Source organism: Lysinibacillus sp. NPDC093712, from assembly GCF_050280025.1.
In the GTDB taxonomy this organism is placed as follows: Bacteria; Bacillota; Bacilli; order Bacillales_A; family Planococcaceae; genus Lysinibacillus.
Window position 1 is genome coordinate 160,300 of the sequence record NZ_JBNNUU010000007.1, and the last position, 19,273, is coordinate 179,572.

At 40.3% G+C, this 19,273-nt stretch carries 17 protein-coding genes, 16 tRNA genes and 1 rRNA gene; 8 read left to right on the top strand and 26 right to left on the bottom strand.

Annotated elements, in window-relative coordinates:
* Window positions 1-178: 178 nt before the first annotated feature.
* Complete coding sequence (locus ACQKNX_RS20835; protein WP_427430505.1) at window positions 179-1,018, top strand: RluA family pseudouridine synthase; 840 nt, start codon at window positions 179-181, stop codon at window positions 1,016-1,018.
* Between the two features lie 284 nt (window positions 1,019-1,302).
* A complete protein-coding gene (locus tag ACQKNX_RS20840; protein ID WP_427430506.1) occupies window positions 1,303-3,477 on the top strand; it encodes a 5'-nucleotidase C-terminal domain-containing protein in 2,175 nt (724 codons plus the stop codon).
* A 48-nt stretch (window positions 3,478-3,525) separates the two neighbouring features.
* On the opposite strand, the gene ACQKNX_RS20845 is transcribed toward ACQKNX_RS20840, so the two are convergent.
* Together ACQKNX_RS20845 and ACQKNX_RS20850 are read right to left on the bottom strand one after the other, a co-directional pair.
* Window positions 3,526-4,356, bottom strand: coding sequence for an aldo/keto reductase (locus ACQKNX_RS20845; protein ID WP_401014337.1), 831 nt, complete (start codon window positions 4,354-4,356; stop codon window positions 3,526-3,528).
* A 963-nt stretch (window positions 4,357-5,319) separates the two neighbouring features.
* On the bottom strand, window positions 5,320-5,490 hold the full coding sequence (locus ACQKNX_RS20850; protein ID WP_173479841.1) for a hypothetical protein: 171 nt from the start codon (window positions 5,488-5,490) through the stop codon (window positions 5,320-5,322).
* Window positions 5,491-5,909: 419 nt separating this feature from the next.
* On the opposite strand from ACQKNX_RS20850, the gene ACQKNX_RS20855 reads away from it, so the two are divergent.
* Together ACQKNX_RS20855 and ACQKNX_RS20860 are read left to right on the top strand one after the other, a co-directional pair.
* The gene (locus tag ACQKNX_RS20855; RefSeq protein ID WP_427430507.1) at window positions 5,910-6,755 is read left to right on the top strand and encodes a VOC family protein; all 846 of its coding nucleotides are present in this window, start codon (window positions 5,910-5,912) and stop codon (window positions 6,753-6,755) included.
* 12 nt (window positions 6,756-6,767) lie between these two features.
* Window positions 6,768-7,802 carry an LLM class flavin-dependent oxidoreductase gene (locus tag ACQKNX_RS20860; RefSeq protein WP_427430508.1) on the top strand — a complete coding sequence of 345 codons (1,035 nt, stop codon included), beginning with the start codon at window positions 6,768-6,770 and terminating at the stop codon, window positions 7,800-7,802.
* A 254-nt stretch (window positions 7,803-8,056) separates the two neighbouring features.
* Here ACQKNX_RS20860 and trmL read toward each other — a convergent pair whose 3' ends face one another.
* Both trmL and queG read right to left on the bottom strand, forming a co-directional pair.
* Window positions 8,057-8,530 (bottom strand): tRNA (uridine(34)/cytosine(34)/5-carboxymethylaminomethyluridine(34)-2'-O)-methyltransferase TrmL, encoded by a 474-nt coding sequence (trmL, locus tag ACQKNX_RS20865; RefSeq protein WP_427430509.1) that lies wholly within the window; start codon window positions 8,528-8,530, stop codon window positions 8,057-8,059.
* Between the two features lie 14 nt (window positions 8,531-8,544).
* Window positions 8,545-9,675, bottom strand: coding sequence for a tRNA epoxyqueuosine(34) reductase QueG (gene queG / locus ACQKNX_RS20870; protein ID WP_427430510.1), 1,131 nt, complete (start codon window positions 9,673-9,675; stop codon window positions 8,545-8,547).
* Between the two features lie 59 nt (window positions 9,676-9,734).
* Here queG and ACQKNX_RS20875 point away from each other — a divergent pair, with 59 nt between their 5' ends.
* The 3 genes from ACQKNX_RS20875 (at window position 9,735) to ACQKNX_RS20885 (ending at window position 12,803) form a co-directional block, all read left to right on the top strand.
* Window positions 9,735-10,424 carry a B3/B4 domain-containing protein gene (locus tag ACQKNX_RS20875; RefSeq protein WP_427430511.1) on the top strand — a complete coding sequence of 230 codons (690 nt, stop codon included), beginning with the start codon at window positions 9,735-9,737 and terminating at the stop codon, window positions 10,422-10,424.
* A 14-nt stretch (window positions 10,425-10,438) separates the two neighbouring features.
* Entirely contained in the window at window positions 10,439-10,948 is a 510-nt protein-coding gene (locus ACQKNX_RS20880; protein ID WP_427430512.1) for a hypothetical protein, read from the top strand.
* Between the two features lie 277 nt (window positions 10,949-11,225).
* A complete protein-coding gene (locus ACQKNX_RS20885) occupies window positions 11,226-12,803 on the top strand; it encodes a catalase (RefSeq protein ID WP_427430514.1) in 1,578 nt (525 codons plus the stop codon).
* Between the two features lie 152 nt (window positions 12,804-12,955).
* Here the strand turns inward: ACQKNX_RS20885 and ACQKNX_RS20890 are convergent, their stop codons facing one another.
* Both ACQKNX_RS20890 and nagB read right to left on the bottom strand, forming a co-directional pair.
* The gene (locus ACQKNX_RS20890; RefSeq protein ID WP_427430515.1) at window positions 12,956-13,858 is read right to left on the bottom strand and encodes a S66 peptidase family protein; all 903 of its coding nucleotides are present in this window, start codon (window positions 13,856-13,858) and stop codon (window positions 12,956-12,958) included.
* Window positions 13,859-13,958: 100 nt separating this feature from the next.
* Window positions 13,959-14,672 carry a glucosamine-6-phosphate deaminase gene (gene nagB, locus ACQKNX_RS20895; protein ID WP_427430523.1) on the bottom strand — a complete coding sequence of 238 codons (714 nt, stop codon included), beginning with the start codon at window positions 14,670-14,672 and terminating at the stop codon, window positions 13,959-13,961.
* A gap of 196 nt (window positions 14,673-14,868) precedes the next feature.
* On the opposite strand from nagB, the gene ACQKNX_RS20900 reads away from it, so the two are divergent.
* Window positions 14,869-15,612 (top strand): arylamine N-acetyltransferase family protein, encoded by a 744-nt coding sequence (locus tag ACQKNX_RS20900; RefSeq protein WP_427430516.1) that lies wholly within the window; start codon window positions 14,869-14,871, stop codon window positions 15,610-15,612.
* Window positions 15,613-15,649: 37 nt separating this feature from the next.
* Here ACQKNX_RS20900 and ACQKNX_RS20905 read toward each other — a convergent pair whose 3' ends face one another.
* The 20 genes from ACQKNX_RS20905 to rrf all read right to left on the bottom strand — a co-directional run.
* On the bottom strand, window positions 15,650-16,738 hold the full coding sequence (locus ACQKNX_RS20905; protein ID WP_427430517.1) for an S-layer homology domain-containing protein: 1,089 nt from the start codon (window positions 16,736-16,738) through the stop codon (window positions 15,650-15,652).
* A 209-nt stretch (window positions 16,739-16,947) separates the two neighbouring features.
* On the bottom strand, window positions 16,948-17,304 hold the full coding sequence (locus ACQKNX_RS20910; RefSeq protein ID WP_427430518.1) for a VOC family protein: 357 nt from the start codon (window positions 17,302-17,304) through the stop codon (window positions 16,948-16,950).
* A gap of 1 nt (window position 17,305) precedes the next feature.
* Complete coding sequence (locus ACQKNX_RS20915) at window positions 17,306-17,491, bottom strand: hypothetical protein (RefSeq protein WP_427430520.1); 186 nt, start codon at window positions 17,489-17,491, stop codon at window positions 17,306-17,308.
* A gap of 187 nt (window positions 17,492-17,678) precedes the next feature.
* Window positions 17,679-17,759: transfer RNA gene (locus ACQKNX_RS20920), tRNA-Leu, on the bottom strand.
* Window positions 17,760-17,810: 51 nt separating this feature from the next.
* Window positions 17,811-17,884: transfer RNA gene (locus tag ACQKNX_RS20925), tRNA-Cys, on the bottom strand.
* A 7-nt stretch (window positions 17,885-17,891) separates the two neighbouring features.
* Window positions 17,892-17,966 (bottom strand) — tRNA-Gly (locus tag ACQKNX_RS20930).
* Between the two features lie 5 nt (window positions 17,967-17,971).
* Window positions 17,972-18,046, bottom strand: a tRNA-Gln gene (locus ACQKNX_RS20935).
* A gap of 4 nt (window positions 18,047-18,050) precedes the next feature.
* Window positions 18,051-18,126: transfer RNA gene (locus ACQKNX_RS20940), tRNA-His, on the bottom strand.
* Between the two features lie 36 nt (window positions 18,127-18,162).
* Window positions 18,163-18,238, bottom strand: a tRNA-His gene (locus tag ACQKNX_RS20945).
* Window positions 18,239-18,250: 12 nt separating this feature from the next.
* Window positions 18,251-18,324: transfer RNA gene (locus ACQKNX_RS20950), tRNA-Trp, on the bottom strand.
* 13 nt (window positions 18,325-18,337) lie between these two features.
* A tRNA-Tyr gene (locus tag ACQKNX_RS20955) sits at window positions 18,338-18,421 on the bottom strand.
* Between the two features lie 9 nt (window positions 18,422-18,430).
* Window positions 18,431-18,506: transfer RNA gene (locus tag ACQKNX_RS20960), tRNA-Thr, on the bottom strand.
* A 12-nt stretch (window positions 18,507-18,518) separates the two neighbouring features.
* Window positions 18,519-18,591, bottom strand: a tRNA-Phe gene (locus tag ACQKNX_RS20965).
* A 20-nt stretch (window positions 18,592-18,611) separates the two neighbouring features.
* A tRNA-Asp gene (locus tag ACQKNX_RS20970) sits at window positions 18,612-18,687 on the bottom strand.
* A gap of 4 nt (window positions 18,688-18,691) precedes the next feature.
* Window positions 18,692-18,766: transfer RNA gene (locus ACQKNX_RS20975), tRNA-Met, on the bottom strand.
* A gap of 25 nt (window positions 18,767-18,791) precedes the next feature.
* Window positions 18,792-18,867, bottom strand: a tRNA-Val gene (locus ACQKNX_RS20980).
* A 20-nt stretch (window positions 18,868-18,887) separates the two neighbouring features.
* A tRNA-Glu gene (locus ACQKNX_RS20985) sits at window positions 18,888-18,962 on the bottom strand.
* 24 nt (window positions 18,963-18,986) lie between these two features.
* Window positions 18,987-19,078 (bottom strand) — tRNA-Ser (locus tag ACQKNX_RS20990).
* 5 nt (window positions 19,079-19,083) lie between these two features.
* Window positions 19,084-19,160, bottom strand: a tRNA-Asn gene (locus ACQKNX_RS20995).
* 18 nt (window positions 19,161-19,178) lie between these two features.
* Window positions 19,179-19,273 (bottom strand): 5S ribosomal RNA (gene rrf, locus ACQKNX_RS21000); the annotation flags it as partial.

The window sequence follows — 19,273 nt, forward strand, 5'->3', positions numbered from 1 at the left end:
ATTCGCGATATACCTGTGGGATAGCGATTCAAGCCAGCCAGATTATCCAGTGGCTTTAACATCTGGTATCTTGTGAATCGCCCTTCTGCAGAAAGGGAGCGGATTTTTTTGTACTAAAATCTTTATAAAAAAATGAGCAAGGGTGCTTTGATAGCCCTCATTCCACGGAGGAAAATAGATGTTTCAATATGAAATAAAAGACAATAATACAACGGTCGAGGAGCTACTACGTAATCATTGGCGACTAGGGAAAAAACTAGTTCACGAATTACGTATGGAAAAGGCAGTCACTTCACTTGATGGGGAGCCACTACTGTGGAAAGAGCCACTTCCAGCAGGAACAATTATTAAATTTTCATTTCCTATCCCCGCCTCTAGCTATAAGCCGACACCTGTTTGTGCGATTGATGTTGTGTATGAAGATGATCACTGTTTAATTGTTTCTAAACCAAAGGGCATGTCTACTCATCCTAATGATGATAGCGATACTCACACTTGTATGAATCATGTAATGGCACATATGAAAGAGCAAGGTCGAGACTATGCAGAGCATGTTCATCGCCTTGATAAAGGGACTGAAGGTTTACTTTTAATTGCAAAGCATCCACTGGCAAAATCGATTTTTGATCGTATGATTGAAGAAAAAACAATTATTCGTACGTACGCTGCAGAGGTGCAAGGAAATCTCCGTACTACATCGGGGACTATCGCTGAATCTATTGGTAAAGACCGCCATCACCCAACACGACGCGTCGTATCAAACACAGGTCAACATGCTGTAACACACTATGAAGTTGTTGCACGCTTTAAACATTCTTGTGTTGTCCACCTTGTTTTAGAAACAGGTCGTACACACCAAATTCGTGTACACATGGCGCATATCGGTCATCCTATTATCGGAGATACGATGTATGGCGCGCGCGAAACAGCTAGCGATGATTATGAACTACATGCCATTCAATTAGAATTTGAACACCCATTTTTAAATAAATTAATTATAGTAAAAGATAAAAAATAAGCACAAAGCATTAGTACAAACCAAAATCATGGTTTGTACTTTTTTTTTGGAAAATATCGCTTCATGATAGTTTTATTGATTATGAGCTGTTTTAATTGAATCCGTTTTTTGGCTTTTCTACTATTTAAAGTATAAATTTACGAATTCATATTTTCTTTATCTATTTTTTACAATAATTTTATTATTGATTTTCCAATATTGGTAATGACGATAGATTTCTTTCATGTTAGAATAGAGTAAATTGTCAGTCATCTGACATATAAATGAGGGAGGAAATCATTATTATGAAATGGGTTAAAAGTATTGCCGCAACAACTCTAGCTGCAAGTTTACTAGCTACACCTGGATTTGCTGCACATGCAGCAGAATCAGCACCAACAACTACTAAAGAAGGCTTTAATTTAACAATTCTGCACTCTAATGACACACATGCACACGTAGAGGCAGCACCACAACGAGCAACTAAAATTAAAGAACTACGTGCTGCGAATGCTAACTCATTACTTTTAGATGCAGGGGACGTATTCTCTGGTACTCTTTACTTCAATCAATTCTCTGGAGAGGTTGATATGAAATTAATGAACTTAATGGGCTACGATGCTATGACATTTGGTAACCATGAGTTCGATTTAGGGTCAAGCCCAGAAGGACATGCTGCTCTTGCAAATTTTGTTAAAGGTGCAGAATTCCCATTACTTGGCGGTAACCTAGATTTCTCAAAGGATTCATTATTTGATGGCTTACAATTTAAAACAGTGGCAGAAGACTTCCAAAACGGCAAAATCTATAACGGTATTATTAAAGATATAGATGGAGAAAAAGTTGGTATTTTCGGCTTAACAACTGAAGAAACACCTTCAATTTCAAGTGTTGCAAACGTACAATTTGCTAACTACATCGACTCTGCGAAAAAAGCAGTAGCGGATTTTGAAAAACAAGGCGTAAATAAAATTATTGCCCTTACACACATTGGCTTTGATGACTCTAAAGACTTCGATAATGACCAATTACTTGCAGCAGCAGTAGAAGGAATTGATGTAATCGTTGGTGGTCATACACATACGAAATTAGATAAAGCTGTAAAAGCAGAAACATCATTCAAAAACCCAACAATTATCGTACAAACTGGTCAATACAGCGAAAACTTAGGTGAGCTTGATTTAACATTTGATGATAACGGTGCTGTTGTTGAATACTTCGGCCAACTACATGCTTTAAATGATAAAGAAAATCCTGTAGCTGCCGATGCTGAAGCAGCTAAATTATTAGCGCCATATACTGAAAAAATCGCAGCAGTTAAACAACAATCAACAGGCAATACAGCCGTTACAGAACTTGATGGTAAACGTGGACTTTGGGGTGTTCGTGCTGGTGAAACAAACCTAGGTAACGTTATTACAGACGGTATGCTTGCTGGAGCTAAAAAGATTGACCCAGAAGTACAATTCGCATTCCAAAACGGTGGCGGTATCCGCGCGAGCATTGACGCAGGAGATATCACTGTTGGTGAAGTAATGACAGTAATGCCTTTCGGTAATGCACTTGGTATCGTAAAATTAACTGGTGCTGAACTTTATGAAATTGCTGAACATAGTGTGAAAGAGTTCCCGAAAGAATCAGGTGGCTTCCTACATTTCTCTGGCCTACAAGTAGAATTTGATGGTAAAGCACCAGCTGGCAAACGCGTTAAATCTATTAAACTAAATGGTAAAGAGCTTGATAAAGCAGCTTACTATAAAGGTGCAACAAACACATTCACTGCTAAAGGCGGAGACGGCTATGAAACACTAGCAAAAGCTTACGCAGACGGCCGTGTAAGTGAACCTGGTACAGTTGACTTTGAAATGTTTATCGATCATTTAAACACACTTAAAAAAGTAGACGCTAAAGTGGAAGGTCGCATTATCGCTACAATTCCATTTACTGATATTGCAAAAGGCTCTGAAACAGAAGGTTACGTTCGTGATCTTTACTACCGTGATTTAACTCAAGGTACATCTGCAACAACATACTCACCAAATGCTAACTTAACTCGTGCACAAGCTGCATCATTTATTGCTCGTGTATTAAAACTTGAAGCAAAAGGTGAAGCAACATTCTCAGATATTACTAGTTTAGAAGCAGCAACACAAAAAGAGATTACAGCACTTGCTGAAGCAGGAATTGTACAAGGTCAAAATGGTAAATTCAATCCTACAGCAAAAGTAACTCGTTCTCAGCTTGCTTTAATGTTTGCACGTGCTTATAACTTACAACATGATGCAAAAACTGGATTAACTGCTGATTTCAGCGATATTTCTAAATACAATGAAGAAACACAAAACGCTATCGCACTTATGCAAGATTTAAAAATTGCTAGCGGTTCAAATGGCAAATTCATGCCTAATAACAATGCTACACGTGCACATATGGCAAAAATGCTTTCAAACTACATTCCATATGTAAAAGAATCTAAATAATACTACAAAATCCCGCTTCAACAAGTTTGATAGCGGGATTTTCTATGGTTAAAAATTAAATTTAAAATTATCTGGATCTTGACCAAAACGTTGATTTCGATTTAACGTTGCCATTTTATCCATCTGTGCTTGCGTTAATTCAAAATCGTATATTTGTGCATTTTCCTCAATACGACTTGGTGTCACCGATTTTGGAATAATCAGCGTATCCTTTTGCAAATGCCAACGAAGCACTACTTGTGCAGCTGACTTCCCTAGCTCTTGTGCAATTTCGAGAATTGTTGGATTATCCAGCACCCCTCCCCGACCTAACGGTGACCATGCTGTAACAGCAATTCCATGCTCTGCACAAAATGCCTTTAATGCATCTTGTTGTAAGTACGGATGCAATTCTACTTGATTGACCATTGGCGCAATATTAGCTTTTGATAATAGTTTTTGCAGGTGATGTTCATGATGATTCGACACACCTGTTGCTCGTAGTAACTTCTCATCATACAAACGTTCAATCGCTCTGTATGTTTCCTCAAATGTTTCAGGCACTACCCAATGCGTTAAATATAAATCTAAATAATCCATATTTAATTTTTTCAATGATACTTCAAAAGCACGTAGCGTCGCATCATATCCTTGGTCAGTATTCCATACCTTTGTTGTCACAAAAATATCCTCGCGTTTAATGCCTGAGTGGCGAATCGCCTCACCCACCTCTGCCTCATTACCATATAACGAAGCAGTATCAATCGCACGATAGCCTACTTTCAACGCCTTATCAATAGCCTGTAACGTTTCATCACGTTCTGTCATTTTGTATACGCCTAGACCAAAGCGAGGCATCTCAATACCATTTGTTAACGTTTTTGTTGATTGTAAATTCAAAAACATCAGCCCCTTTCTTTTCCTAGTTTCATTATACAAAAAATTGGATTAAAAATAATGTTTTTCTTGCGCGGGTATTTTGCATCGCTCCGCGGAATTCTACCTCTGCTTCGCGGAATCCTCGCCCTGCTCCGCGGAATCCACTCCTTGTTCCGCGGAATTCTCGCCCTGCTCCGCGGAATTCTCACCTTGCTCCGCGGAATACTCGCCTTGCTCCGCGGAATTATTCCTCTGCTCCGCGGAATTCTCACCCTGCTTCGCGGAATCCTCGCCCTGTTCCGCGGAATTCTCACCCTGCTCCGCGGAATTCTCACCCTGCTCCGCCGGAATCCTCTCCTTGCTCCGCGGAATTCTCACTCTGCTTCGCGGAATTCTCGCCTTGCTCCGCGGAATTCTTCCTCTGCTTCGCGGAATTCTCTCCCTGGTCCGCGGAATTCACACCCTGCTCCGCGGGATTCTCACTCTACTTCACGGAATCCGCTCCTTGCTCCGCGGAATTCTACCTCTGTTCCGCGGAATTCTCACTCTGCTCCACGGAATTCTCGCCCTGCTCCGCAGAATTCTTTTGCCCTGCTCCGCGGAATCCACTCCTTGTTCCGCGGAATTCTCACTCTGCTCCGCGGAATTCTCACCCTGCTCCGCGGAATCCACTCCTTGTTCCGCGGAATTCTCACTCTGCTCCGCGGAATCCTCGCCCTGCTCCGCGAAATCCTCGCCCTGCTTCGCGGAATCCTCGCCCTGCTTCGCGGAATCCTCGCCCTGCTCCGCGGAATCCACTCCTTGTTCCGCGGAATTCTCGCCCTGCTCCGTGGAATTCTCACTCTGCTTCGCAAAATCCTCTCCTTGCTCCGCGGAATTCTCACCTTGCTCCGTGGAATTCTTGCCCTGCTCCGCGGAATTCTCGCCCTGCTCCGCGGAATCAACTTTTATTAGCTATCCATGCCAACTCAGAGCGAAGCTTTCCTATTGCTTATCTTCGGGTTCTTCATCTACTTGAATTGGGTCTGCAATACGGTCATCCTCGGCAAGTTCTTGACCATCACGGAGATGCTCCATTTGTTTACCTAGATCTTGTAGCTCTTTAAAATTTCTCGCCATTGTGCCGTTTTCTATATTTGGAACCTTTTTTTCCATTTTTATCACCTCTATAATAGTTTTCCCGAAATACTAAAGTCTGAACCATTTCTGACATATTTTATTTAGCAAGGACGTTTCATTTTTATAATAGATAGGCTATACTAAAAAGAGATTTGCTTATAAACATGAGGAGGGTTCTTCCATGAAGTTATTATTAATTATTGGTGTAACTGTTGCTTTCTTAGCTGCTATTTTCACTGCTGGGTACGAAGGCGACTACAAAGCGGACAAATAATGCTCAAGAAAATCACTAAGTATAATACTTAGTGATTTTCTTATTTTTTAGAAGTAGCCATTGCGGTTACTTCTTTTTTTCGGCTTCATAATTACTTGACTTCTACTACTTTATTAAATATACTTACTTACATAAAGTAACTTGATGATTAATAATAACTGGAAATTGGAGGTTTTCTTCTATGCATTTTCATGAAAAACCGAACACATATGTTACTAATGTTGAAATTAAAGTAAGTGATTTACAGCGCTCACTAACATACTATAAAGAAATTATTGGCTTTAAAGTTTTACAACAGGAATCTAATCGAGCTACCCTAACTGCTGATGGTATAACAGCATTGCTAACTATTGTTCAACTGGAATCAGTCGAACAAAAATTGCGCACTACAAGTGGACTATATCACTTTGCATTACTGTTACCAACACGTCGTGATTTAGCAAATATAATTACTCATTTCCGTCAATCCAGTGTGTACTTTGGCGCATCTGATCACGATGTAAGTGAAGCACTTTATTTACGCGATCCAGACGAAAATGGTATTGAAATTTATGTAGATCGTCCTGAAAATGACTGGACTTGGCGAAACGACCAAGTGCATATGGTAACTGAGCCACTTAATATTCCTGCAATATTAGTAGAAGCTAATGGTTCATGGGAAGGGCTCCCTGCCAACACGGTAATGGGTCATATTCATTTATCTGTATCAAACTTAGCTGCTGCTGAGGAGTTCTATACGAAAGGCTTAGGCTTTGACATTGTCACACGCTATGGCGAGCAAGCGTTATTTATATCAACTGGACGCTATCATCATCATATCGGCTTAAATACATGGTATTCTGAAGGTGCTCCAAAGCTTGGAGAAAATCAGATTGGTCTAAAATCATATACGCTTCGTTTGGATAATGAAGTGCAGGCAAATAAATTAAAAGCAAACTTACGCCAAATTGGAGCGACTGTTACTGATATTAATGGCGGTTTCCAAACAGCGGATCCTGCCGGTAATGTTATTTTACTAAAATTTTAAGGAGGCTATCTTATGGAATTTGGTGTATATACATTAGCAGATATCGGGAAAAATCCAGTGAATGGCTATATGCCAAGTGTTAAGGAACGACTAGATGAAGTTATGCAATACGGGCAACTGGCTGATGAAGCAGGTCTTCAAGTATTTGGTGTTGGTGAGCATCATCGTTTAGATTATGCCATTTCAGCCGTACCCGTTGTATTATCAGCGCTATCACAGCGAACAAAAAACATTCAATTAATGAGTACGACAACTGTGCTAAGCACGGTTGATCCAGTACGCTTATACGAAGATTTCGCAACACTCGATTTATTATCAAATGGTCGAGCAGAAATTGCCGTTGGACGAGGAGCCTTTATCGAATCTTTCCCGCTGTTCGGCTATGATGTGGATAATTATGATGCACTCTTTGAGGAAAACTTGGCATTACTTTTAAAATTAAACAAAGAAGAGCGTGTAACGTGGAGTGGACATTATCGCAAACCGCTTCAAAATGCTGAAATTGCACCACGTGCTAGTCGTGAAATTCCTATTCATGTTGGAGTTGGTGGAACACCGGAAAGTGCTATTCGCGCGGGACGCTATGGAGTTGGCTTAAACTTAGCAATTTTAGGTGGAGATCCAAGTCGCTTTAAGCATTTAGTTGATGTATATCGTGAAGCGTTGCATACAGCAGGACATGATATAAATAAAGCGAAAATCACAGTATCTGGTCACGCTTACTTTGCAGAAAGCTTAGTGCAGGCTAAGGAAGAATTTTATCCGTATTATTCAAATTATTGGCATTATGTTAATGCACAGCGCGGCATGCAATATCATTTATCTAAAGAAGGCTTTGACGGTATGACGGCTGGCCACAATGCTCTATTTGTTGGTAGCCCGAATGAAATCATTGAAAAGATATTAATGCAGCATGAACTATTTGGTCATTCCCGTTTTATGGCACAGCTCGATATTGGGGCAGTACCATTTAAACAAGTAGCTAAATCCATTGAGCTTCTAGGAACTCAAATTATGCCAGCGGTCAATAAAGCACTAAAAGAATAATTTAATTTAAAAAAGAGGCTAGGACACATGGGCAAAGATGTTCGTAATTTTTGCTATAGTTGATGTCCGCTACGGCGAATGCTTTTCGCGGGCACACTGTAAGCCGCAACCCTCGCTAACGCGCGGTTTGTTGCGTCTTACTTTGCGTGCGTTCCCGCAGGAGTCACCGCCTTCGCTACCATCAACTTGTGCCCTCTGCTGAAGCAAAAAAGTGTTAGATTGATTACAGTCAATCTAACACTTTTTCTCTTTTCTTAGTGTAAACCTGGGTAGCCCTGTTGTCGTAGAGCCTCGTAAATAACAATCGCAGCAGTATTTGATAAATTTAATGAACGCACATGTTCACTTTGCGGAATTCGTAGGCACATATCTTTGCGTTCATAGGCAAAATCCTTAGGCAAACCTGTTGTTTCTTTTCCAAACATAAAGTAGATATCCCGATTATTATCACTAAAATCATGTGTAGTAAACGGTTCTTCACTATATGTTTCAATTAAATACACGTCACCTTTTTTAGATGCTTCTAAAAAATCCTCAAGTGAATCGTGGTACACCACATTGACACTATGCCAGTAATCCAAGCCAGCACGTTTTAGCATTTTATCATCCGTGGAAAAACCAAGTGGACGAATTAAATGTAGTGAGGTATTAGTACCAGCACAGGTACGTGCAATATTCCCTGTATTTGCTGGAATTTCTGGTTGATATAAAACGATATGCAATGGCATAACGAAACACTTCCTTAGCTAAAAAATTGTAATCCTTTGTTTATCTCAACGAGTACTTCCTCGTCTTGTTCCTTTTTCTTTGCAGCAAGTAACGCTATTTTTGCTAGCTCCCCGCCAATCTTGCCTAATGCCCATGCAGCTGTCCCGCGAATAACTGGTCGTTCATCTTTTTCCAGAAGCCCAATTAAATCAGGTACGGCCGCTTCCTCTTTAAAATGGGCTAACGCTAAAATGGCATTGCGTTGAATTGGCTTTTTACCGCGCCATGAGCCCGAAACATGTCCAAACTTATCTTTGAACTCCCGATTGGAAATTGTTAAAAGAGGTGTTAGTAACGGCTTTGCAAGCTCTGGATCAGGCTTAAATTCCTCATGTATCCAATTGATTTTCCCTTTATTTTTTGGACAAACGGTTTGGCAAGTATCGCAGCCATATAAACGGTTCCCTAGATGTGAGCGGAATTCGTCTGGAAGATACCCTTTTGTTTGTGTTAAAAAGGCGATACAACGCTGTGAATTTAGCTGCCCACCTTCGATTAACGCACCTGTTGGACAAACATCCAAGCATAAACGGCAATCACCACATTCATCCTCCATTGGCTTATCGGGCGCAAACGGGATATTTGTCACTAGTTCTCCTAAATATACATATGAGCCAAACTCCGGTGTAATAATTGAGCAGTTTTTCCCGCTCCAGCCAATACCTGCACGCTCTGCTACGGCTCTATCTACAAGTGCACCTGTATCTACCATTGACTCAATGCGCACATTGGGCACTCGTTCTTCTAGCCAAGCTGCTAGTAATGCCAAGCGGTTCCGTAATGCAGTATGATAATCGACGCCCCAAGATGCTCTGCAAAATATGCCCCGTCGTGCCCCCTTTTTACCAATAGGAGCATCTTTCATCCGTGAAGGATATGCGACGGCTATAGCAACAATACTTTCTGCACTGTCTAACAATTGAAGCGGTTCCGTTCGTTTTTCAATATTGCTCTCTTCAAAACCTGATTGGAAACCAAGCTCCTGTTGACGACGCAGTCTATTCTTTAATTCTGTAAAGGGAGCTGCCGTTGTGAAACCTATTTTATCAACGCCAATGGACATTGCATACGCCACAAATTCTCGTTGCAGGTCATGTATGTTCATTTTATTTCCAACTCCTTACATGATATAATAATTAAAATAAATAAAGTAGGTGATTTTTTATGGAAGTATCACTTAATCCATCGTTGTTAACGCAACTTCCAGAGCTGAAAATCGGCATTATTCATTATACCAAAATTGTCGTAGCAGAATCGCCCCAAATGATTAAAGGTCGCCTGCAATTGTATCAAGAAAACCTCTATTTAGAAATGCAGGAACAACCTGTAACTGAACGTAAAGGCATTGCAGAATGGCGACAACTTTGGAAAAAGCTTGGCGCAGATCCAAACCGTTATCGTCACTCGGCCGAAAGCCTAATGCGCAGAGTTAGTAAGCAAAATTATTTAACACCGTTTCATTCAGGTGTGGATGTAAATAATTTTTTCTCTCTTCAATATGAAATTCCAGTTGGCATCTATGATCTAGCTCATCTTAAAGGTAACGTAGAAATTGCACTTGGCAATGAAGAAACCGGCTATGAAGGCTTAAATGGACGCTTTAATACATTAAATCATATACTTTGTAGTCGTGATGAGGAGGGACCATTTGGTTCACCGTTCGTCGATTCAAAACGTACGGCAGTCTCAGAGGCGACGACTGAAGCTTTACATATTTTCTATCTTCGTCCTTCCCTTTCAACTGAAAATGCGCAAAAGCTTCTTGAGTCTGCCGGTAAAATGTTCAATCAAATTCATGGCGGAGACTATCAAATTGCCCTTTTAACAAATACAACACCATCTACTACTCTATAAAAGGACGTGTTTTCATGATTAATCTTGCAGAAGCAGTTAAACTTAAAAGCATTTTAGCTAAAAAGGTTCAGGAACTTATTAGTGAGTTACACCGTAGTGCCTTTGTGACTGTTGAAAAAGGACAAGCACCTAAAACGAGCAATCGTCCAATGACTGTTGTTGAAGGTGAGCTGGCTCAAGTACGTCTTGATATACGGACATTAGATCGTCTTGTCTATGAGGCGAATATAAATAATACAGTAGACTTTAAAGGTGAGAAGCTCGCACTTGTAGAGGCCATAGAATTGGCTTCACAGCTTCGCGCGGAAGCTGAGCTATGTAAACATTTTGGCACACATGAGAAAGAAAGTGTACGCATGGGTTATGGCGAAGGTACAATGCTCTATGATATTGCTATGTACGAACCGGATGTATACCGGGAGCGTTCTCTTCAACTTGAGAAAGAAGCACATAAGCTCTCTAATTTAATTAATGCCAAAAACTACAGCGTTGAAATACAATTTGACGATTCTCGCTATTTCTAAGCTCGGGGCGGTGAGACTCCAAACCGAGTCGGATGGCTGTTTTCAAAACTACTTAGGTAGACTACTTGAATAAACCAATAACATGTGACCTGTTACTTTATGACCGATGACCTATAACCAACCATTGGCAAAGGCATAACAAAACTCGAGCATATAATGATTTCAAAACACCATCCGAAAACTCTCTTGCACCTTGTGTGTAGGAGAGTTTTTTTATGTCTATTTTGCCAATCAATTGGACAAACTTTATTTAGTACAATTGGAAGGAGCAATAGGTATGAACCATTCTCATGAAGAAAAAGATGATACATTAACAAATCGCCAAGGCCACCCTATTACAAACAATCAAAATTTACGAACTGTCGGAAATCGAGGACCAGCGACGCTTGAAAATTATGATTTCCTTGAAAAAATAAGTCACTTTGACCGTGAGAGAATTCCTGAACGTGTCGTACATGCTCGTGGAGCAGGTGCACATGGCTACTTTGAAACATACGGCGTTGTCGGCAATGACCCTATTTCTAACTATACAAGAGCAAAAGTGTTTCAGGAAAAAGGCAAACAAACACCCGTATTCGTCCGCTTCTCTACGGTTATCCATGGAGGACATTCTCCAGAAACTTTACGAGATCCACGAGGCTTTGCTGTAAAGTTTTATACGGAAGATGGAAACTGGGATTTAGTTGGAAACAATTTAAAAATTTTCTTTATTCGCGATGCTATGAAATTTCCTGATATGATACATGCTTTTAAGCCCGATCCAATTACAAATATTCAAGATGTTGAGCGCTTCTTTGATTTCTGCGCAAGTTCTCCAGAATCCTTCCATATGGTAACCTTTGTGTATTCACCTTGGGGCATTCCAGCTAATTATCGAATGATGCAAGGCTCTGGAGTCAATACGTATAAATGGGTTAATAGTCAAGGCAAAGCTGTACTTGTTAAATACCACTGGGAGCCATTACAAGGCATTAAAAACTTAACACAAAAAGAAGCAGAAGAAATCCAACAAAAAAATTTCAACCATGCAACACAAGACTTATACGATGCTATTGAACGTGGCGAATATCCTGAATGGGAGTTAAACGTGCAAATTATGGAGGATGGTCCTCATCCTGAGCTTGATTTTGACCCACTAGATGATACGAAACTTTGGCCAAACGACAAGTTCCCATGGTATCCAGTAGGAAAAATGGTGTTAAATAAAAACCCAGAAGACTATTTTGCTGAGGTGGAACAAGCTACTTTCGGAACAGGTGTCCTCGTTGATGGTTTGGATTTCTCAGACGATAAAATGCTCCAAGGACGTACTTTCTCTTATTCTGATACGCAACGTCACCGAGTTGGTTCCAACTATTTACAACTTCCTATCAATGCACCTAAGAAACGTGTAGCGACCAACCAAAACGGTGGGCAAATGATGTATAAACGAGATTTAGCACCTGGACAAAATCCACATATTAACTATGAGCCATCAATGTTAAATGGTTTAAAAGAAGCCGCTCAAACAGCGAAGGAATACACACCATTTATTGAAGGGAATCTTGTTCGAGAATCAATTGATCGCCAAAGCAATACGAAGCAAGCAGGTGAAACCTATCGTAATTTTGAGCAATGGGAACGCGAGGAACTGCTAGAAAACTTGATTAGAGATTTATCGACTTGTAATATGGCGATTCAAGAGGCAATGATTGCATTAGCTTCAGAGGCAGATGAAGAATATGGTCGCTTATTAAATGAAGGTTTACAAATGGCACAAACAAATGCTTCCTCTGCAAAGCCTCTCGGTAATATCGACGGTGATAACGCACCTAAAGAGGCAGTCGACAAAGGACACGATGCAGAACCATATTAAAGTGTCAGGCACTCAAACAATTTTGAATTTTCAGAACTATCGTGATCCACTTAGACTCCTGTGGGAACACACAAAATGTGAGACGCAACCAGCACGCATTAGCGATGGTTGCGTCTTTCTGTGAAAATTAAAGTGCCAGGCACTCAAACAATTTAATGAACACCCGGTAAAAGACGAAGCGCTTTTTCCTGTGCATCTAAAATTGCATCGCCCCCTAATGGAATGGCAATATTCGTTGTTTCATGCCCAATTTTAAAACCTGCTACGACAGGAATTCCTAAATGGCTAAAATACTCTTTCATTAACGTTAGCAGAGCATCGTCACTTGCTTCTGTTTGCGTAAATGAGCCAATAACGACTCCTGCTAATTGTTCTAGCTTTCTTGCTTGCTTTAACTGCTGTAGCATAGAATCAATCCGTGGAATCGTTTCTGCAATGTCTTCTATCACTAAAATTCTACCTTCAGTACGGACTTCAAATTTTGTGCCCAAAGTGCTGACTAGGCGACGTAAATTACCGCCTATAATTGGTCCACGTGCTATCCCAGGTGCAATCGTTGTTAGTGGCGAAATAGCCTCTGTATACTGTATTTCCATCGGAGTAAACAGCTGTAAAAACATCTTTTTCGATATATCATCTATTTTATCTGTAGCCATTAGCAACGGTCCATGGAAGGTCACTATATTTGCATATTCATTAATTGCACAATGCAAATATGTAAGATCAGAGAAGCCCCAGAAAATTTTTGGATTTTCCGCTAGTAGCTCATAATCAATTTTGCTAGCAATTCGTGCAGAGCCATACCCTCCCTTTACACAAAAAATTGCTTTCACCTCAGGGTCTCGAACCATTGCATGAAAGTCTGCAAGTCTCACTTCATCACTACCTGCTAAGTAGTCATGCTTCGCCGTAATCGTATCCCCTATTTTATAGCGGAGGCCTAACTCATCTAGAAAAGCTAATGCATCTCCTAATTTTTCTGGCTCTACAAGACTGGACAAACATACAACACCAACCGTATCGCCTTTTTCTAAATGTGCGACTGTACTTATCACACTACCCCCTCCAATTCTATTTCTAATTCTAGCATATGCATCATTTATAAGACTAAAATAAAAAGCGTAGACTGCAAAATGAAGTCTACGCCTTAATTTTTTATTTTGTGCCACCGTAAATAACAGTAACATTAGGATGATTTAACAATCTGCTAGCTGGGAACGTTTCTGTCACTTCCCCACCTCGCAACTTTTCAATAGCTTCTAGCTTCTTCTCACCAAATGCAATGAGAACAATTGCCTTAGCATTCATAATAGATTGGATACCCATTGTAATAGCATGCGTAGGTACTTCCTCTGGACGATCAAAATAAATAGCATTTTCAGTTCGAGTTGATTGTGTAAGTTCTACAATGTTTGTAAGCGAATCAAATGACGTACCAGGCTCATTAAAGCCAATATGTCCATTTACCCCAATACCAAGCAGCTGTAAATCAATCCCACCAGCTTCCGCAATTCGAGCATCATATGCTACACATTCAGCGGCTAAATCCTCCGCCCTACCATTTGGTAAATGTATATTTTCCTCGTTGATATCTACATGATTAAATAAATTTTCATGCATAAACGTCCAGTAGCTTGCAGGGCTAGCTTGTTCTATACCTACATATTCATCAAGATTAAATGTTGTAACTTCCTTAAAGGAAATATCACCAGCTTGTTGACGCTTAACTAATTCTTTATACATTCCAACTGGTGAACCACCTGTCGCTAGTCCTAAAATACTTGCTGGTTTTGCTTGTAGTTGCTCAGTAAAAATATGTGCAGCTACCTCACTCATTTCTTCGTAAGAATTCACTTCTATCCACTTTATTGCATTCGTCATTTATATACCTACCTTTAGAATCGTTATTTTTAACTAAAAATGGGAAATTCATTACTATCTAGTAGTGAATATATTAATTTTACAAGTTATTTAGCTGTATTTCTATTATTTTCTTTATCAATTTTTTACGTGTATTCTTTTGCTATTTCGGTTATGTTAATTAGTAAGGAAGTGAGGCGATTTTATGAATTCTCAAATACAACAATATTTAAATTATCTTCAATTTCAAGGATCTATAGAGCCGTCTATCAAGCTACTTGGTCAATTACAAACAAAACATCTACATACAATACCCTATGAAAATTTAGACGTTGCCTTGAAACGTGGCATCTCCTTTACTATTCCTGATCTTTTTCAAAAAATCATTGTTCAACAACGTGGAGGCAATTGCTTTGAATTAAATATTTTATATAGCTGGTTACTGCGTGAGCTCGGTTTTTCTGTCACAAATCGCTATGCACAATTTTGGCGCAATATGGATGCAAATACCCCACTTGAAGATGTCCCTATGCATCAGCTACTTCTCGTCCAATTTGACGGTGTACCTTATATCTCTGACGTTGGTGTGGGTGCGCTAGCCCCATGTAAACCAGTTCCGTTAATTGCTCACCACGAACATCGAGAAGGTAATGAGCTATACAAAATTGAATGGGATGACACGTACGGTTGGATGCTTTATGAGCAAACACCACACAATTGGCGCCTACTTTACAACTTCACAGATAGCGATAACGATGCCAATTTTGCCCCACGGCTTTCACACCAAAAAAATAAAATCGCAATGATTCGCACTCCTGCTGGACGACATACTATGTTCAATAATGAATTTCGTATATATGAAGGGCACTCTTTAACAACTTATACAACACATACTGAGAAAGAGTGGCAGCAAGCACTTGAACGTTATTTTCATATATCGATCACTTAAAAAAGGATGCATTGTTGGAATGCATCCTTTTACGCTTCTAATTTGCTGTTCGTTTTAGTAATTCATATACTACTTCGCCATTGTGAAGTTCCTTGACTAAACCAATACCGTCTACAAAATAATAGGTTTTCACTACATCATTATATTTAAATCTTTCTTCTAATATCGCTACATTTTTATAGTTAACACCGCCTGCTCGAACCGTTCCATCCGTCGTTTGAACTGTTATACGATTGCCGTTAACTGGTCCTTCATCATCTTCGTGAACAATTACGCCAATTCTTAGAGGAAGCCCTATATAGAAATCGTAATGTAAGCTATATTCCTGAGCAATTGCTTGTGCATATACTGAGCCATCATAATATAATAACTCATCATTAAACTGCTTATTATTAGTCATATTAGCAATTGACCAAACATCGTTTTTATTATCATTATGGCTGTATTGATAATTTAATGTATATCTTAGGCCATCATCTGGTGAGTAAAATGCATAGGTGTATTTATATGCAGGATCCTTTTGTAAATTTGGCTTTGAAAGGGTCATGGCACGAGCAACAAAAGCTGAAAAATGTGCACGTGTTAATGGCAATTTAGGTTTAAATGAACCGTCCTGATAACCGCTCGTAATATTATTGTTCGCTACCGCTAATATTTCCTTATAGCCTGGTGTTTTCTCCGTAACATCCGTAAAATAATAAGGGCTCGTTCCCTTTAATTTAAAAGCACGTTGCAAAACAATGGCCATATCTGCTCTCGACAGCGTCCCATTCGGATTAAATTTCTTTGTTGCCTCGAATATGCCAGCATTTTGTGTAGCAGCGATTTCTTTATAGTAGATATGTGATGTCGGGACATCTTGATACTTCGGATTTTTCACATTCGTCGTTTTCAATGCTAACGCACGAGTTAACATGACAGCTACCTGAGCTCTTGTTACATATTCATTCGGTTTAAAAGTGCCATTAGGATACCCTTGAATAATCCCACGCTCAACTAAATATTCTATTTCCGTACTTAACGTATTGTCGGATGACACATCTTTAAAACTAGCCGCATATACCGGCTGAATCTGTAATAACCCAAAAATCAAAACTACAATCAAGATCCTACTTATTTTCTTCATACTATTCCCCCTATATTTACTTCCATCCTTGTTATCCTATTCATCAAGTAAAATAAATATTAACTAAAAAAACATTTTAATAGTTTTCTTGCATTAGCATCTAATCATTCCATACCCGTTTGAAAATGTGCTTACACTTCTAATAGAGTTTATAGCTCTTGTAAAATAAAAAACCCCTGCAAGACTTTGCAGAGGCGCGTTAAAGTTAATTAATTTTTCTTATTTTGAATTAAACCAAAACCTAGTCCAGTAGGGTCTACTAAATACGCAAGATAAAATTCATCAAATTCCATTTTTTCTCGGACAATAATAGCTCCATTTTCCATTGCTTTTGCAATTGAGTCATCAATTGAATCTACTTCAATTTGCACGCGTACTCCATGTGGATAATCACTTGGACCTTTACCAATGCCACCGTTAATACCATTTTGCTCGCTGGCTCCTGTTGTAACAGCCCAGTAATCCCAACGAGGCTCAGCAATTTCCCATGCAAAAACTTTTGAATAAAAATTCGCTGCTTTTTCGGGATCTTGACTATTTAGTTCGAAACCGATCACTCTGCCCAATTCATTTCCCCTTTTTTCCACTTGTAAAAATTAAAGAAAAATAAATTAAAGTTCCTGCTAAACACATAAGCACGATAGCAACTAGTTTTTTAAACATTGCATAATCGCTAAATATATTTGTAAAGGCGTCTAGTAATAAAAAAATAGCTGCAAGGAGTAGTAAAAATGATAATAGTTTATTTTTCATAATTATTACCTCCAAACCTAACATCTAAAAATTATAACATATGAATAATTCTAAAAAATATCAACTTTTAAGTATATCTATTTATCTGTTATGATTTTCCTTACGTTAATATTCTTTGTTACCTTACACTGTGAATATAAAAAAAGACCTCAACAAAGTTGTTGAAGTCTTTTAAATTTACTTTGGATACCGGTGGTCGGGGTCGAACCGACACTCCAAAGGAACACGATTTTGAGTCGTGCGCGTCTGCCAATTCCGCCACACCGGCATAATACTTTAGAGATAAAAAAAATCGGAGTATCCGATTAAGAAAAAAATATGGAGGCGGCAACCGGATTTGAACCGGTGGTAAAGGTGTTGCAGACCTGTGCCTTACCACTTGGCTATGCCGCCATATTATTGGAGCGGAAGACGAGGTTCGAACTCGCGACCCCCACCTTGGCAAGGTGGTGTTCTACCACTGAACTACTTCCGCATAAATGGCTGGGGTACCTGGATTCGAACCAGGGCATGACGGAATCAAAATCCGTTGCCTTACCGCTTGGCTATACCCCAACAATGGGGCGACTGATGGGAATCGAACCCACGAATGCCGGAACCACAATCCGGTGCGTTAACCACTTCGCCACAACCGCCACTGCTTTATAGTTTTAATTTTAATTTTATATTAATGGGGCGACTGATGGGAATCGAACCCACGAATGCCGGAACCACAATCCGGTGCGTTAACCACTTCGCCACAACCGCCATAAAATTAATTGGCAGGGGCAGTAGGAATCGAACCCACATCAAAGGTTTTGGAGACCTCTATTCTACCGTTAAACTATGCCCCTGTAAAGTAAAAACTGGTGGAGGGGGACGGATTCGAACCGCCGAACCCTAAGGAGCGGATTTACAGTCCGCCGCGTTTAGCCACTTCGCTACCCCTCCGGGAAAACATGGTGCCGGCTATAGGAATCGAACCCACGACCTACTGATTACAAGTCAGTTGCTCTACCTGCTGAGCTAAACCGGCAAAAAAACCTGATGGGTCAGGACGGAATCGAACCGCCGACACTTAGAGCTTCAATCTAATGCTCTACCAACTGAGCTACTGACCCATATTAATATTTTGAAAAAATGGCGGTCCCGACCGGGATCGAACCGGCGATCTCCTGCGTGACAGGCAGGCATGTTAACCGCTACACCACGGGACCATTTTGGTTGCGGAGACAGGATTTGAACCTGTGACCTTCGGGTTATGAGCCCGACGAGCTACCACTGCTCCACCCCGCGACAATACTATTTTAATTTTATAAAATGGTGGAGGATGACGGGCTCGAACCGCCGACCCTCTGCTTGTAAGGCAGATGCTCTCCCAGCTGAGCTAATCCTCCATCTGGGTATTCGTAATAAATGGTGACCCCTACGGGATTCGAACCCGTGTTACCGCCGTGAAAGGGCGGTGTCTTAACCGCTTGACCAAGGGGCCTTACTAATTGGAATCGTAAAGTGCTGGCGGAGAGTAAGGGATTTGAACCCTTGAGACAGTGTTAACCGCCTACACGATTTCCAATCGTGCTCCTTCGGCCACTCGGACAACTCTCCAAGAATGGCTCCGAAGGCAGGACTCGAACCTGCGACAACCTGATTAACAGTCAGGTGCTACTACCAACTGAGCTACTTCGGAATAATGTTATTATGTATAGCCTAGCGATGTCCTACTCTCACAGGGGGAAGCCCCCAACTACCATCGGCGCTAAAGAGCTTAACTTCCGTGTTCGGTATGGGAACGGGTGTGAC